Below are 15,516 nucleotides of genomic sequence, written 5' to 3'. Positions count from 1 at the left end.
GTTGCTCTCATTCATCGCCGGGGGCCACTGCCGCGCCGGGGGCCTGACGGCCCTTGAAGTTCACGATCGGCGCCAGGCGCGCCTGCTGGACGTCATCCAGCAAAAAAGTCATGGCCTGCAGTGGCGCGGGCGCGCGCTTCTTGCTCACGCGCTGCCCCGGCTTGGGTTCTGGCGCATCGCTCCACACCACCTGCCACTGCACTCCATCGGCGGCACGTTCCAGCGTGCCGCGAAATTTCTTGCGATTGGCCGCCACGTCGGTCCCGGTCACGCCGATCGGCGCCTTCAGAGTGAGGTCCACCACATGGCCCTCGAACCGCACGTAATCGGCCTCGCTCCTGAGTAGCCGGTCGATGCCCGGTGAACCGACCTCGAGTCGCCGGTATTCCAGACCCTCAACCTCCAGCAGGTACTGCAGCTGCCGCGTGATCTTCTCGCAATCTTCCACCGTCACAAACCGCTCGGCGGGCACCGGCTGACCTGCATCCGGCGCCTGCCAGGGCCAGTCGATCGTGACCCGCAGCAAGCCACCGGCAGAGCGTTCGAGCTCCACCAGATCAAAACCCAGTCCGGTGACGGTTTGCTCTACGGTGTCTTGCCAAGCCATTGCGTGTGGTGTCTTGCCCTGTGTTCCTGCCGCCCCGTGGATGACCACGGGCCAAAAGCGTTCAGCCAAAAAAAATGGGCCGGTAGTTACCCGCCCATTTGGTCGTGAAGCTCGCATTGTAACGCTTCTGCGCGTCACTGCAAGCCAGACCCTAGATGTTGAGCACCCACTGGATCAGGTTCTTTGCCAGAAATCCCAGCATGCCGAATGACAGCACCAGGAAGAGCACGAAGGTACCGAATTTCCCCGCCTTGGACTCGCGGGCCAGGTTGAACACGATGAACAGCATGTAGAGGATGAACGCACCGACACCGAACGTGAGGCCGAACTGGGCGATCTGGCTCTCCGTGAAGCCGAAAACGGTGGGCTCCATCGCTCAGGCACCCGCCCGTCGGCCGGTGCTGGCATCGAGATCGCGGTAGGCGTGCCAGCTGGCGTGACCGACCAGCGGTATGGTCATCACCAGGCCCAGCAACGCCGTGAGCATGCCCACGCCGACCAGCACCACGATGAGCACGGCCCATACGGCCGTGGGGCCGGGATGGCTGGCCACGGCGCGCCAGCTTTGCGCCACGGCCTGACCGACCGGCAAAGGGGTGTCCACCAGCAGGGGCAGTGCCACCACTGTGGAGGCGTAGACCGGCGCCGCCAGCAGGGCGCCGAGCAGCAGCCAGGCCTCGAACAGGCCCAGTCGGGGCTCCAGCACCACGTGACGCAGGAAATCCAGCGGCTTCTGAATGGGCACGGGCGACCACAGGGTGATGAGGCCGGCCGAGGTCAGCACCCAGCCGGTTCCAGCCAGGCCCAACAGCAGGCCGAAGCGCACCAGCCGCCCATCACCCGAGCGCCAGAGCGCGAGCACCTCGGCCAGGCCGACGCTGCGTCCTGCCTCGCGGGCACGGCTGACGGTGTACAGCCCTGTCGCCAGAACGGGAGCAACGATCAGAAAGCCGGAAAAGGCACCGGCCAGCAGCCAGAACCGGTCGCGTGCTGCCCAGAGCAGCACGCCACCGAAGGCGGCGATCAGCAGTCCGTGCATCAGGCCAGGCAAGGGGTTGCGCCACAGGTCGGCCCAGCCCAGGGCCAGCCAGCGCAGTGGCGATCGCAGTGTGACGGCTTGTGTCGGTGTCATGGCGCGTCTTTATAACGCTGCGCCCGCACGTGGCCCCTGATGCAGATCAAGCGAAGGGGGACCTCAGGCCGCGGCCTGCACCAGCACGCGCGTGTACGGATGCTCAGGGCGCTGAAGCACCTGCTCGACGCTGCCGCTCTCCACCACCACGCCGTCCTTCATCACCACGACCTGGTGGGCCATGGCGCGGATCACATCCACGTCGTGCGTAATCAGCAGGTAGCTCAGGGCGCGCTCGCGCTGGAGCCGTTGCAGCAGGGCCAGCACCTGCTTCTGCACGGTCACGTCCAGCGCACTGGTGGGTTCGTCGAGCACCAGCAGGCGCGGCTCCACGATCAGCGCCCGGGCAATGGCCAGGCGCTGGCGCTGCCCGCCGGAGAACTCGTGCGGATAGCGCTGGAGCCAGTCGCCACCCCGGGCCGGATCGTCCACCAGGCCTACGTCGGCCAGCGCCCGCACCACGCGTTCGCGCCGCTCGAGCACCGACAGATCGGGCTGGTGCACCAGAAGCCCTTCGCCCACGATCTGTTCAACGGTCATGCGCGGCGACAGGGAGGAAAACGGGTCCTGGAACACCACCTGGATGCGCTGGCGCAGGGCGCGGGACTGACCACTTCGTTGGGCCTGTTGCCAGTCAGTGCCGGTCACGCTCAGGCTGCCCTGGTGCGGCAACAGGCCCAGCGCGGCCAGCGCCAGGGTGGACTTGCCCGAGCCCGATTCGCCGATCACGCCCAGGGTCTGACCCGGGGCGAGGTTCAGATCGGCGCCCCGCACCGCCACGAATTCACCCTTCTTGAACCAGCCGCGCAGGCCGGGCACGGGCACCGGATAACTCACGCGCAAGCCCTGGGCCTGCAGCACGGGCGTGGCGTCGACTGCGGGCGCCAGGGCGGGCACCACGTCCCGTTCGGGTTTGCTGGCCAGCAGCATCTGCGTGTAGGCATGTTGCGGCGCTGCAAACACGTCGGCCACCGTACCCTGCTCCACCAGATGGCCTCGCTCCATCACGGCCACACGGTCGGCAAAGCGGCGCACCAGGTTCAGGTCGTGCGTGATCAGCAGCACCGCCATGCCGTGCTGGCGCTGCAGGTCGGCCAGCAGGTCCAGGATCTGCCCGCGCAGACTCACGTCCAGCGCGGTGGTCGGTTCGTCGGCCAGCAGCAGCTTCGGCGTGCTGGCCAGCGCCATGGCGATCATGGCCCGCTGACGCTGGCCACCACTGAGCTGGTGCGGGAAGGCATTGGCACGTCGCGCCGGCTCCGGAATGCCCGTGGAGGCCAGCAACTCGACCGCCGCTGCCTGGGCCTGTCGGGGCGTGAGGCCCTTCTTGAGTTGCAACACCTCGCGGATCTGGTCGCCTACGGTATAGAGCGGGTTGAGCGCGCTCATGGGCTCCTGGAACACGATGGCAACCTCATCGCCGCGCACGCCTCGCAATTCGTGCTCGGTCATGCCGAGCAGGTCCCGCCCGTTCAGCCAGGCCTCGCCAGAGACCTCCGCGTTGTGTACCAGCCGCAGCAATGAGAGCGCCGAGACGGTCTTGCCAGAACCCGATTCGCCCACCAGGGCGAGCTTTTCGCCCGCGCGGATGGAGAAATTGACACCGTGCACCACGGCGTGTTCACCGAAGCCCACGCGCAGGCCTCTGACGTCGAGCAACACGGGCGCATTGGTCATTGGTCAGCCTTGCGGGGATCGAGCGCATCGCGCAGGGCGTCGCCCATGAAGGTCAGCAGCAGCAACGTGAGCACGAGCACGGCAAAGGTGGACAACGAGATCCACCAGGCGTCAATGTTGTTCTTGCCCTGGCTGAGCAGCTCGCCCAGCGAGGGCGTGCCCGGTGGCACGCCCAGGCCCAGGAAATCGAGCGAGGTCAGTGCCAGGATGGCCGCGCTCATGCGAAAGGGCAGGAACGTCACCACCGGCGTGAGGCTGTTGGGCAGCACGTGGCGCCAGATGATCTGCCAGCTGGACAAACCCAGCGCGCGCGCCGCGCGCACATAGTCGAGCTGTCGGTTGCGCAGGAATTCGGCGCGCACGTAGTCCGACAGACCCATCCAGCCGAAAAGACTCAGCAGGATCAGCAGCAGGCTGATGCTGGGCGCGAACACGGCCGAGAAGATGATGAGCAGATACAGCTCCGGCATGGAGCCCCAGATTTCAATGAAACGCTGGAAGGCCAGGTCGGTCTTGCCGCCGAAGAAGCCCTGAATGGCGCCGGTGATCACCCCCAGCACCACGCCGATGGCGGTAAGCGCCAGCGCGAACAGCACGCTCACACGAAAGCCATAAAGCAGCTGCGCCAACAGGTCACGCCCCCGATCGTCGGTGCCGAACCAGTTGGCCATGCTAGGCCCCGAGGGGTTGGGCATTTCCGCGAAGTAGTTGATGGTCTGCGAGCCGTAGGGGTTGGGCGCGTACAGGGCCCAGTTGTCGCCCCGGGTGATCTGCTGGCGGATGAAGGGGTCCAGGTAGTCGGTGGTGGTTTCGAAATCGCCACCAAACACGGTTTCGGGATAGTCCTGCACGATGGGAAAGTAGGTCTTGCCCTCGTAGCGCACGACCAGCGGCCGGTCATTGGACAAGACCTCGGCGAACAGGCTTGCCACCACCAGCACACAGAAGATGACAAGGCTCCAGTAACCCAGCCGGTTGCGTTTGAAGCGTTGCCAGGCACGCCGGCCGGGGCTCATCGACGCGGCGGCCATCAGTCGAACTTCACGCGGGGGTCGACCCACACGTAGCAAAGGTCGGAGATCAGCTTGGTCACCAGGCCGATCAGCGTGAAGAGGAACAGCGTGCCCATCACCACGGGATAGTCCCGCCGGATCACGCTCTCATAGCTCAGCAGGCCCAGGCCGTCGAGCGAGAACAAGGTTTCAATCAGCAACGCGCCTGTGAAAAAGGCGCCAATGAAGGCCGACGGAAAGCCGGTGATGATTGGAATGAGTGCGTTGCGGAACACGTGCTTCCACAGCACCTGGCGCTCGTCCAGACCCTTGGCGCGCGCGGTCATCACATACTGCTTGCGAATCTCCTCCAGGAACGCGTTCTTGGTCAGCATGGCCGTCACCGCAAAGCTGCCCAGCACCATGGCCGTGACCGGCAAGGTGATGTGCCACAGGTAGTCGACGATGCGTGCGCCCCAGCTCAGTTCGTCCCAGTTCGACGAGGTCAGCCCGCGCAACGGGAACCACTGGAGCTGTCCACCGAAGATCACCAGCAGCGCCACGCCCAGCACGAAGCCCGGAATGGCATACCCCACGAGCACCAGCAGCGTGGTCACCAGATCGAAGCGGGAGCCCGCGCGCACCGCCTTGGCCACCCCGAGTGGCACGGCCACGCCGTAGCTGATGAGGAAGGTCCACAAGCCCAACGTGATGGACACCGGCAGCTTCTCGATGATGAGTTCGCTCACCGGCTTGTTCTGGAAGAAGCTGTTGCCCAGGTCAAACCGCGCAAAGCGGCCCAGCATCTCGAAGAAGCGCTGGTGGGCGGGTTTGTCGAAGCCGTAGAGCGCCTTGATCTGCTCGAGCCGCTGCGGGTCCACACCCTGCGCACCGCGGTAAACCGAGCCGCCCTCCGCCCCTGTGCCGGCACCGGCACGTGCCTCGGCCAGGTACTGGTCCACCGGACCGCCCGGCACGAACTGGATCACCACGAAGGTCAGCAGCAGCACACCGAACAGTGTCGGGATCATGAGCAGCAGGCGTTTGAGGATGTAGACCCACATGGTGCTCAGGGCTTCCTGGTATGGATGGGATTTCGAGCCCACCAGGTGTCGATGGCCCAGGTCTCGCCCGCGGCGTAAGGCGGCATGTCCCTGGGCCGGTCCAGGCGCCACGCGTTGTAGGCCATGCGGTGCGTGGTCGCCGTCCACTGCGGGATCAGGTAGTGGCTGTGGGAGATGACGCGGTCGAGCGCGCGGCAGGCGGCGAGAAACCCGTCTTCGGTGTCTGCCTCCGTCATGCGCCGGATGATGGCGTCCACCGCCGGACTGGCGGCGCCCGAGAAGTTGCCGGAATCCGCCGTCTTCGCCGCCTGGCTGCCGAACAGGTCGGCGTATTCGGCGCCCGGGTTGTTCGTGCCGCCGTAGGCGATCGACACGATGTCGAAGTCGAATCCGCGCAGGCGTTGCTGGTACAGCGCGAAATCCACCGGACGGAAGCGCAGCTCGATGCCCAGTTTTTTCAGGTTGCGGATCCAGGGTGTGACCACGCGCGCACCGGTTTCCGCGCTGTCGAGGTATTCGAGCGACATGGCCTCGCCTTGCGCGTTGCGCAACCGCCCGTCCCGCACCGTCCAGCCCGCCTCCCTCAGCAGTGCCTGGGCCCGCTTGAGGTTGTCGCGCAGGGATTGTTCGCCATCGGTTCGCGGCGGCTGGTACATCGGCCCGAACACCGCGGGCGGCAGCTGTTTGCGCCAGGGCTCGAGCAGCGCCAGTTCGTCCGGCGCGGGGCTGCCTTGCGGCGCGCAGTCGGTGTTGCCGAACAGGCCCTGCACTCGCTGGTAGGCGTTGTAGAACATCTGCCGGTTCATCCACTCGTAGTCCACCGCCAGGCCCAGTGCCTCGCGCACGCGGATGTCGTCCAGCGGAGCCCGTCGCGTATTGAGCACATAGCTCTGGAAGCCCATGGGCAGGCGGTGGCTGAACTCACCTTTGACCAGTTCACCAGTGTCGAAGCGCTTGCCGTTTACGCGTCGCGCCCAGTCACCCGCCGAAAAGAAGCGCATCAGGTCGAACTCGCCGGCCTTGAGGGCTTCAAGCCGTGCGGTGTTGTCCTTGTAGATCTTGACCGTGATGCGGTCGAAGTTGGCTGTGCCCCGGCGCACGGGCAGATCGCGCGCCCAGTACGCCGGATCGCGCACATAGGTGATGTCCTTGCCGAACTGCACCGGGCCGATCTTGTACGGCCCGCTGCCGATGGGCACGTCGGTCACGACCTTGTCGAAGGTCTTGCGCTTCTCGGTCTGCGGATCGATCTGGTCGCCCCAGGCCCGACTGAACACCGGCAGGCCGCCCACGGTGAGCGGCAGTTCGCGGTTGGGACGCCTGAAGCGGTAGCGCACCGTGCGCTCGCCGAGCACATCCAGGCCGGCCACGTCCTGCAGGATGGTCTTGTAGGCGGGCGAGGTGTAAGGCCCCAACAAGGTGTCGAAGCTGTGCTTGACGTCTGCAGCAAGCACAGGATCACCGTTGTGGAATTTCGCCGTGTCGCGCAGACGGAAGGTGACCGAGAGGCCGTCGGATGCGACGCTCACATCATCTGCCAGCAAGCCGTAGCCCGCGCCGTTCTCGTCCAGCGAGCCCGCCAGCAACGAGTCGAACAACAGGTTGGACAGGTAGGCAGGCGCGCTGCCGCGCAGCGTGAACGGGTTGTACTTGTCGAAGGTGGAGATGCGCTGGTTGCTGACCAGCCGCAGCTCGCCCCCCTTGGGCGCGGCGGAGTTGACGTAGTCGAAGTGGGTGAAGCCGTCGGGGTACTTGAGCTGCCCCCACAGCGCATACCCGTGGGCCGCCCAACTGGCCGGGCTCAACGTCACCAGCGCCGCAGCCACGCAAAGCGTGGCGACGAGGCTGTGGGGACGGGGAGCAGATAGGCGCATGCGACAATTCTGCTGGATTTTTCTCTGGAGACTGAAAATGGGTTTTCTCACTGGCAAGAAGCTGCTGATCACGGGTGTGCTGTCCAACCGGTCCATCGCCTACGGCATCGCAAGGGCTTGCCATCAGCAGGGCGCCGAGCTGGCATTCAGCTACGTCGGCGAGCGCTTCAAGGACCGCATCACCGAATTCGCCGCGGACTTCAACTCGACGCTGATCTTCGACTGCGACGTGGCCGACGACGCTCAGATCGACAAGATGTTCGCCGACCTGGCGCAGACCTGGCCCAGATTCGACGGCTTCGTGCACAGCATCGGCTTCGCCCCGCGTGAGGCGATCACCGGCGACTTCCTCGAAGGCCTCTCCCGCGAGGCCTTCCGTGTCGCGCACGACATCAGCGCCTATAGTTTTCCGGGCATGGCCAAGGCAGCCCTGCCCTACCTGAACGACAAGGCTTCGCTGCTCACGCTGAGCTACATGGGCGCAATCCGTGCCGTCCCGAACTACAACACCATGGGCCTGGCCAAGGCGAGCCTGGAGGCCTCGGTACGCTACCTCGCGGAGTCGCTCGGCCCCAAGGGCATGCGCGTCAACGGCATCAGCGCCGGCCCGATCAAGACGCTGGCGGCCAGCGGCATCAAGGACTTCGGCAAGCTGCTCAACCTGGTGGCCAGCGCGGCCCCGATCCGGCGCAACATCACCATCGACGAGGTGGGCAACGTCGCCGCCTTCCTGCTGTCGGACCTGGCCTCGGGCGTGTCTGCCGAGATCACCTATGTGGATGGTGGCTACGCGCAGACCACCGGCGTGAGCCGCGACAGCCAGGCCATGCTCTGAGGTCCCGCGTGGGCCTGCAGCGGCGCAAGCTCCTGGGCGGGCTGGTGCTGGCCCTGGCCGGCGCCGCCCTGCCGCCGGCGGCCCTGGCTGCCGATGCGCCGGCGCTCATGCTGGCCGGGGTCTACCGCCCGGGCATTGCGCTTGACGCCTACTGGCTCAGCGAAAAATACGACGGCCTCCGCGCCTTCTGGGACGGGCAGCGGCTGCGCACGCGCGGCGGTGAAATCATCGCCGCGCCGGCGTGGTTCACCGCGGGCTGGCCCGCCGAGGCCATGGACGGCGAACTCTGGGCTGGGCGCGGCCAGTTTGAGGAAACGCTCTCTACCGTGCGGCAGCAGACGCCCGACGACAAGGCCTGGCAACGCATCCGCTTCATGGTGTTCGACTTGCCCGCGCATCCTGGCCTGTTCACCGACCGCATCACGGCCTACCGCGCGCTGGTCCTCTGGCTGAACAAGCCCTGGGTGCAGGCCGTGCCGCAGGAGCGTGTGGCCAGCCACGGCGAGCTCATGGAACGCCTCGACCGCATGGTGAAGGACGGCGGCGAGGGCCTGATGCTGCACCGCGGTGACGCGCCCTACCGGGCTGTTCGCAGCGACGACCTGCTGAAGGTCAAAACCCATGAAGACGCCGAGGCCCGCGTGATCGCGCACCTGCCGGGCCAGGGCCGCCACGCCGGCCGCATGGGTGCCCTGGAGGTGCAAACGCGTGATGGCGTCCGGTTTCGACTGGGGACCGGTTTCACTGACGCCCAGCGGGAGAAACCACCCGCCGTGGGCGAGTGGGTGACCTACCGGTTTCGCGGGCTCACCGCCAGCGGCGTGCCGCGCTTTGCCAGCTTCGTGCGGGTGCGACCCGACGCCGCGCGCTGAGCAACGGCCTCAGGCCTTCACGCAGTCGGCGAAGTAGCTCTTGCGCCCGTCCACATCCACCACCTCCACCAGGCCGTGGATGTCGGTCTCGAACCCCGGGCACTGCAGGTTGAATTCGCGCGCGAACTTCAGGTAGTCGACGATCTTGCGGTTGAACACCTCGCCCGGGATCAACAGCGGAATGCCCGGCGGGTACGGCGTGACCAGGCTGGTGGTAATACGGCCTTCCAGCGCGTCGATCGGCACGCGCTCGGTGGTGCGCTGCGCGATGTGCGCGAACGCGTCGGAAGGCTTCATGGCCGGTGTGAGGTCGCTCAGGTACATCTCGGTCGTCAGGCGGGCGATGTCGTGGCGGGCATACAGGGCGTGCACGTGGTGGCACAGGTCGCGCAGGCCCATCTGCTCGTAGCGCGGGAATTTCTGACAGAACTCGGGCAGGATGCGCCACATCGGCTGGTTCTTGGCGTAGTCGTCCTTGAATTGCTGCAAGGCCGTGAGCAAGGTGTTCCAGCGGCCCTTGGTGATGCCGATGGTGAACATGATGAAGAAGCTGTACAGGCCGGTCTTCTCCACCACCACGCCGTGTTCCGCCAGAAACTTGGTGACGATGGAAGCCGGGATGCCCTCGGGCTCGAAGCGACCGTCCAGGTTCAAGCCCGGGGTGACGATGGTGGCCTTGATCGGGTCCAGCATGTTGAACCCCGCGGCCATGTCCCCGAAGCCGTGCCAGTCCTTGCGACCGGGTGCGTCGTTCGGATTGAGCATCCAGTCGCTGGTCTCGCCCATGCCTTCCTCGGCGAGGTCATCCGGACCCCAGACCTTGAACCACCAGTCGTCGTTACCGAACTCGGCTTCGATCTTGCGCATGGCGCGCCTGAAGTCGAGGGCCTCGAAAATGCTCTCTTCCACCAGCGCGCGGCCTCCGGGCGGCTCCATCATGGCCGCAGCCACATCACAGCTGGCGATGATCGCGTACTGTGGGCTGGTGCTGGTGTGCATCAGGTAGGCCTCGTTGAAGAGATGGCGATCGAGTTTGACGTTCTGCGAGTCCTGCACCAGTACATGGCTGGCCTGGCTGATGCCCGCCAGCAGCTTGTGGATGGACTGCGTGGAATACACCACCGACTCCATCGGCCGCGCACGCTTCTTGCCCATGGCGTGGAAGTTGCCATAGAACGGATGAAATGCCGCATGTGGCAGCCAGGCCTCGTCGAAATGCAGGTTGGCCACGTAGCCGTCGAGCATCTGCTTGATGGCCTCGGTGTTGTAGAGCACGCCGTCATAGGTGGACTGCGTGATGGTGAGGACGCGCGGCTTGACCTCGGCAGCATCCACACCGGCCAGCAGCGGATTGGCGCGAATCTTCGCCTGGATGGCCTCGATCTCGAACTCGCTGTGCGGGATCGGGCCGATGATGCCGTAGTGATTGCGCGTGGGCTTGAGGAAGACCGGGATGGCACCGGTCATGATGATGCTGTGCAGGATGGACTTGTGGCAGTTGCGGTCCACCACCACCACGTCGCCCGGCGCCACCGTGTGGTGCCACACCATCTTGTTGCTGGTGCTGGTGCCGTTGGTCACGAAGAAGCAGTGGTCGGCATTGAAAATGCGCGCCGCGTTGCGTTCGCTGGCACCAATGGCGCCGTTGTGGTCCAGCAACTGGCCGAGTTCCTCCACCGCGTTGCACACGTCGGCGCGCAGCATGTTCTCGCCGAAGAACTGGTGGAACATCTGGCCCACCGGGCTCTTGAGAAAGGCCACGCCGCCCGAATGACCGGGGCAATGCCAGGAGTAGGAGCCGTCCTCGGCGTAGTCGAGCAGCGCCTTGAAGAATGGCGGCTGGATGCCCTCGAGGTAGCTCTTGGCTTCACGGATGATGTGGCGTGCCACGAACTCCGGCGTGTCCTCGAACATGTGGATGAAGCCGTGCAGCTCGCGCAGGATGTCGTTGGGCAGGTGGCGGCTGGTCTTGGTCTCGCCGTAGATGTAGATCGGCACGTCGGCGTTCTTGCGGCGCACCTCGTCGATGAAGTTGCGCAGGTTCAGCACCACCGGGTCGGTGTCCTCGCCATGGCTGAACTCCTCGTCGTCGATCGACAGGATGAACGCGCTGGCGCGGCTCTGCTGCTGGGCGAACTGGCTCATGTCGCCGTAGCTCGTGACACCGACCACCTCGAACCCCTCGGCCTCGATGGCTTGCGCCAGCGCACGGATACCCAGGCCCGAGGTGTTCTCCGAGCGGAAGTCCTCATCGATGATGACGACGGGAAAGCGGAATTTCATGTGGTTCTCCAGCCGCACAACGCCGGCTACGGGGGAAAGGCACCGGGGTCGAGGACCGCATCGGTGGCAAAGCAGGCGCGAAGTGTACGGAAATCGTGTGGCGCGCCGCGGAACACGCCGGTCTTTTGACGCAGAATGTGGCGCAGGCCAGACATACATTACAACCGGCCGGGCCCTGTAAGGCCCATCTCCCTTTCCTTCGTTCCCGAGACAGGAGCACGCATTCATGTCGGATTCAACCTTGTGGTGGCTGCTGGCCGGCTCGGCGGTGGCCCTCGAGCTGTTCACGGGCACGTTCTACCTGCTCATGCTCGCCGTGGGCATCGTCGCCGGCGCACTGGCCGCGCACGCGGGCTTGGGCATGGCGGCCCAGATCATCGTTGCCGCCGTGGTCGGGTCGGCCGCCGTGATCGCCTGGTACTTCATCAAGCGGCGGCGCGCGGGTGACCCTTCCGTGCGCGCCATGCGCAGCGTCAACCTGGACGTGGGCGAGATTCTGCAAATCGACGAATGGCGGGCCGACGGCACCGCCAGCGTGCAGTACCGCGGCGCACGATGGACCGTGATCCAGCGCCCGGGCAACGCGCCCACGCCTGGCAGCTACCGCGTGGCCGAACTGGTGGGCAACCGCCTCCTGGTCGACAAGGTCTGAGCCTGCCGACCGCCTGCGGTACCCTCCTCCTCTCCAGAAACCCACCCGAGAATCCCCACCATGGAAATCGCTGTTCTCCTGCTCGTCATCGCAGTCATCTTCATCACCCGCTCCATCAAGGTGGTTCCGCAGCAGAATTCCTGGGTGGTCGAGCGCCTGGGCAAGTACCACGCCTCGCTCGCGCCAGGACTGAACTTCCTCGTTCCCTTCATCGACCGGGTGGCCTACAAGCACAGCCTGAAGGAGATACCGCTGGACGTGCCCAGCCAGGTCTGCATCACGCGCGACAACACCCAGTTGCAGGTGGACGGCATCCTGTACTTCCAGGTCACGGACCCCATGCGCGCAAGCTACGGTTCGTCCAACTACATCGTGGCGGTCACTCAACTTGCCCAGACCTCGCTGCGCTCGGTGATCGGCAAACTCGAGCTGGACAAGACGTTCGAGGAGCGCGACATCATCAACGCCCAGGTGGTCCACGCCATCGACGAAGCCGCGCTCAACTGGGGCGTGAAGGTCCTGCGCTACGAGATCAAGGACCTCACGCCACCCAAGGAGATCCTGCTGGCCATGCAGGCCCAGATCACCGCCGAACGCGAGAAGCGAGCGCTGATCGCGGCCTCCGAGGGCCGCCGGCAGGAACAGATCAACATAGCGACCGGCGAGCGCGAAGCCTTCATCGCCCGCTCCGAGGGTGAGAAGCAGGCCGAGATCAACAAGGCGCAGGGCGAGGCCGCCGCCATCATCACGGTGGCCGAAGCCAACGCCGCCGCCATCCGCCAGGTGGCCGAGGCGATCCGCCAACCCGGCGGCGAGCAGGCCGTGCAACTCAAGGTGGCCGAAAAGGCGGTCGAAGCCTACGGGCAGGTGGCCGCCGACGCCACCACCACGCTGATCGTGCCGAGCAACATGACCGAGGTCTCCGCCCTGATCGGCTCGGCCATGAAGATGGTCAGCGCTACCGGCAAGGCGTCCTGAAGCACTTCGCAAGGTCTGGCCGGCATGACCCCCATTGCGCACAACGTGCTGGGCGATGAATTGCTGCCCTGCTCGTACGATCCCCTGACCGGTTTCTACCGCGAGGGCTGCTGCGACACCGGTCCCGACGACGCCGGCGTGCATGTGGTGTGCGCGCGCGTCACCCAGGCCTTTCTCGAGTTCTCGCGCGAACGCGGCAACGACTTGAGCACCCCCCGGCCCGATTGGCGCTTCGCGGGGCTCAAGCCCGGGGATCGCTGGTGTCTCGCCGTGCAACGCTGGCTCGAAGCCCTGCAGGCTGGCGTGGCGCCGCCGGTGGTGCTTGAGAGCACCCACGCCGCTGCGCTGGAGCATGTGCCGCTGGAGGTGCTGCAGCAGCACGCCTGGCGCAAGACCGCCGACGGCAGTCCGACCGCCTGAACGCAGGCCATGGCCTGCTACAATCGCAGGCTTCGCGGAGAGGTGGATGAGTGGTTTAAGTCGCACGCCTGGAAAGCGTGTGTGGGCTAATCCCCACCGCGGGTTCGAATCCCGCCCTCTCCGCCAGAAATGAGTCCCAGAGCGTCCCAGGATGTCTCGCAAGACGCCCTGAAAGCCCCGGTTTACCTCGTGTTCCGGGGCTTTCTTGTTTCTGGGTGGCACTTGGTTGACCGGCAACGCGGGCAGTGGCCGCCCTGGAGATGTCACGTGTCCCGATCACCCGCTTGAGTTCAGCCGTGCAGACGGGGGCGCCGCGCCACTCTTCGGGATATGCTTGCTGCCTGCTCTGGGCCTCGTGCGGGCCTCCATCCGAATCCTGAAGAAGTCAACTGAAACTGGCGCATTCGAGAACCGCGTATGGTGTAGACCTTCACCTACCAGTTGCATTGGTACCCGCAGGTCAGATTTGACCCCACCCCGGAAGGAGAAATATGAGTGAATCCAACGACCCCATGAAGCCCGATGGGAAGGTCAATCCCATCGACACCGACTACAAGGTGGGCCAGGACAACATCGTGGTGCAGGTCGGTCCGTTCGGCCTGGACATCCACAACCGGGTGTTTGCCATTTCGGGCCTGACGGTGATTGCTTTCGTGCTGCTCACGCTGATGTTTCAGACGGCGGCCGAGCCGATGTTCTCCGCCCTGCGCGGCTGGTTGACGTCCAGCCTGGACTGGTTCTTCATCGGCGCGGGCAACATCTTCGTCCTGGTCTGCCTGGGCCTGGCCATCTCGCCGCTGGGCAAGGTTCGGCTGGGTGGCACCGAGGCCAAGCCGGACTACAGCTATCTGGGCTGGTTTTCGATGCTGTTCGCCGCCGGCATGGGCATCGGCCTGATGTTCTATGGCGTGTCCGAGCCGCTGTCCCACTTTGGCAGCGCCATGGGTGGCACGAGCATGGAAGGCGGTGTTCGGACCGACTGGGCGCCGCTGGGCGCCGCGGCCGGCGATGCCGATGCCTCAAGACGCCTGGCCATGGCGGCCACCATCTACCACTGGGGCCTGCACCCCTGGGCGATCTACGCCATCCTGGCGCTGGGCCTGGCGCTGTTCTCCTTCAACAAGGGCCTGCCGCTGACCATCCGTTCTGTGTTCTACCCGCTGCTGGGCGAGCGCATCTGGGGCTGGCCTGGCCATGTGATCGACATCCTGGCAGTGCTGGCCACGATGTTCGGCCTGGCCACTTCGCTGGGCCTGGGCGCATCGCAGGCCGCTGCGGGCCTGAATCATCTGTTCGGCGTGCCGCTGGGAGAGACCACGCAGATCGTGCTGGTGATCGGCATCACCGCCATCGCGTTGATCTCGGTGCTGGCTGGCCTGGACGCCGGTGTGAAGCGGCTGTCCGAGATCAACATGGTGCTGGCAATCCTGCTGCTGGTGTTCGTGATTGCCGTGGGGCCGACGATCGCCATCATGACCGGCTTCTTCGACAACCTGGGCGCCTACCTGCAGTACCTGCCGGCGCTGGCCAACCCCGTAGGCCGTGACGACGCCAACTTCTCCCAGGGCTGGACCGCCTTCTACTGGGCCTGGTGGATTTCCTGGTCACCGTTCGTGGGCATGTTCATCGCGCGCGTCTCGCGGGGTCGCACGGTGCGCGAGTTCATCATCTCGGTGCTGATCGTGCCTTCGCTGGCCTGCGTGCTGTGGATGACCGTGTTCGGTGGCACGGCCATCCTCCAGCTGGTCAACGACGGCTACCAGGCCGTGGCCGGGGCCGATCTGCCGCTGCAGCTGTTCCTGATGCTGGAGGCCTTGCCACTGGCTCAGATCACGTCTTTTGTTGCCATCGTGCTGGTGGTGGTGTTCTTTGTCACGTCGTCGGACTCCGGCTCGCTGGTGATCGACGTGATATCCGCTGGGGGCAAGATCAACGCGCCCACGCCGCAGCGTGTGTTCTGGTGCGTGTTTGAAGGGCTGGTGGCGATTGCGCTGATTCTGGGCGGTGGTCTGGTGGCCCTGCAAGCCATGGCCGTGTCCACGGGCTTTCCGTTTGCGGTGGTGCTGCTGGTGGCCACCGTGTCGGTGGTCAAGGGACTGGCGTCCGAACCCAGGGCCTGATGGGCGCTGA

At 65.5% G+C, this 15,516-nt stretch carries 14 protein-coding genes and 1 tRNA gene; 7 read left to right on the top strand and 8 right to left on the bottom strand.

The features are described 5' to 3' along the window. Window positions 1–7: 7 nt before the first annotated feature. The 7 genes from rimP to K5880_RS02140 form a co-directional block, all read right to left on the bottom strand. Window positions 8–607 carry a ribosome maturation factor RimP gene (gene rimP / locus K5880_RS02170; protein ID WP_297648129.1) on the bottom strand — a complete coding sequence of 200 codons (600 nt, stop codon included), beginning with the start codon at window positions 605–607 and terminating at the stop codon, window positions 8–10. Window positions 608–758: 151 nt separating this feature from the next. Beyond that, on the bottom strand, window positions 759–980 hold the full coding sequence (locus K5880_RS02165) for a DUF2788 domain-containing protein (RefSeq protein WP_297648127.1): 222 nt from the start codon (window positions 978–980) through the stop codon (window positions 759–761). Between the two features lie 3 nt (window positions 981–983). Next, window positions 984–1,739 (bottom strand): DUF2189 domain-containing protein, encoded by a 756-nt coding sequence (locus K5880_RS02160; protein ID WP_297648125.1) that lies wholly within the window; start codon window positions 1,737–1,739, stop codon window positions 984–986. 63 nt (window positions 1,740–1,802) lie between these two features. After that, on the bottom strand, window positions 1,803–3,416 hold the full coding sequence (locus tag K5880_RS02155; RefSeq protein ID WP_297648123.1) for an ABC transporter ATP-binding protein: 1,614 nt from the start codon (window positions 3,414–3,416) through the stop codon (window positions 1,803–1,805). Next, window positions 3,413–4,447, bottom strand: a complete 1,035-nt coding sequence (locus tag K5880_RS02150; protein ID WP_297648120.1) for an ABC transporter permease — start codon at window positions 4,445–4,447, stop codon at window positions 3,413–3,415. Before K5880_RS02150 ends, K5880_RS02155 begins: the two co-directional genes overlap by 4 nt. After that, window positions 4,447–5,472 carry an ABC transporter permease subunit gene (locus K5880_RS02145; RefSeq protein WP_297648117.1) on the bottom strand — a complete coding sequence of 342 codons (1,026 nt, stop codon included), beginning with the start codon at window positions 5,470–5,472 and terminating at the stop codon, window positions 4,447–4,449. Before K5880_RS02145 ends, K5880_RS02150 begins: the two co-directional genes overlap by 1 nt. 5 nt (window positions 5,473–5,477) lie before the next feature. Then, the gene (locus tag K5880_RS02140; RefSeq protein ID WP_297648114.1) at window positions 5,478–7,346 is read right to left on the bottom strand and encodes an extracellular solute-binding protein; all 1,869 of its coding nucleotides are present in this window, start codon (window positions 7,344–7,346) and stop codon (window positions 5,478–5,480) included. Window positions 7,347–7,383: 37 nt separating this feature from the next. Between K5880_RS02140 and fabI the strand changes: the two genes are divergently transcribed. After that, complete coding sequence (gene fabI, locus K5880_RS02135) at window positions 7,384–8,181, top strand: enoyl-ACP reductase FabI (protein ID WP_297648111.1); 798 nt, start codon at window positions 7,384–7,386, stop codon at window positions 8,179–8,181. A gap of 14 nt (window positions 8,182–8,195) precedes the next feature. Continuing rightward, on the top strand, window positions 8,196–9,053 hold the full coding sequence (locus K5880_RS02130) for a DNA ligase (protein WP_297648494.1): 858 nt from the start codon (window positions 8,196–8,198) through the stop codon (window positions 9,051–9,053). Between the two features lie 9 nt (window positions 9,054–9,062). Here the strand turns inward: K5880_RS02130 and K5880_RS02125 are convergent, their stop codons facing one another. Continuing rightward, the gene (locus K5880_RS02125; protein WP_297648109.1) at window positions 9,063–11,336 is read right to left on the bottom strand and encodes an arginine/lysine/ornithine decarboxylase; all 2,274 of its coding nucleotides are present in this window, start codon (window positions 11,334–11,336) and stop codon (window positions 9,063–9,065) included. Window positions 11,337–11,562: 226 nt separating this feature from the next. On the opposite strand from K5880_RS02125, the gene K5880_RS02120 reads away from it, so the two are divergent. The 5 genes from K5880_RS02120 to K5880_RS02100 all read left to right on the top strand — a co-directional run bounded on the left by K5880_RS02120 (window position 11,563) and on the right by K5880_RS02100 (window position 15,506). After that, a complete protein-coding gene (locus K5880_RS02120) occupies window positions 11,563–11,988 on the top strand; it encodes an NfeD family protein (RefSeq protein ID WP_297648106.1) in 426 nt (141 codons plus the stop codon). Window positions 11,989–12,048: 60 nt separating this feature from the next. Beyond that, complete coding sequence (locus K5880_RS02115; protein ID WP_297648103.1) at window positions 12,049–12,966, top strand: stomatin-like protein; 918 nt, start codon at window positions 12,049–12,051, stop codon at window positions 12,964–12,966. Between the two features lie 24 nt (window positions 12,967–12,990). Continuing rightward, window positions 12,991–13,386, top strand: a complete 396-nt coding sequence (locus tag K5880_RS02110; RefSeq protein WP_297648100.1) for a DUF2237 domain-containing protein — start codon at window positions 12,991–12,993, stop codon at window positions 13,384–13,386. Between the two features lie 36 nt (window positions 13,387–13,422). Beyond that, a tRNA-Ser gene (locus tag K5880_RS02105) sits at window positions 13,423–13,512 on the top strand. Between the two features lie 365 nt (window positions 13,513–13,877). Continuing rightward, on the top strand, window positions 13,878–15,506 hold the full coding sequence (locus K5880_RS02100; RefSeq protein ID WP_297648097.1) for a BCCT family transporter: 1,629 nt from the start codon (window positions 13,878–13,880) through the stop codon (window positions 15,504–15,506). The last annotated feature ends 10 nt before the right edge of the window (window positions 15,507–15,516 follow it).

This window comes from Hydrogenophaga sp. (assembly GCF_025699295.1).
In the GTDB taxonomy this organism is placed as follows: Bacteria; Pseudomonadota; Gammaproteobacteria; order Burkholderiales; family Burkholderiaceae_C; genus Hydrogenophaga.
This window is presented reverse-complemented; position numbering and strand designations above follow the sequence as displayed.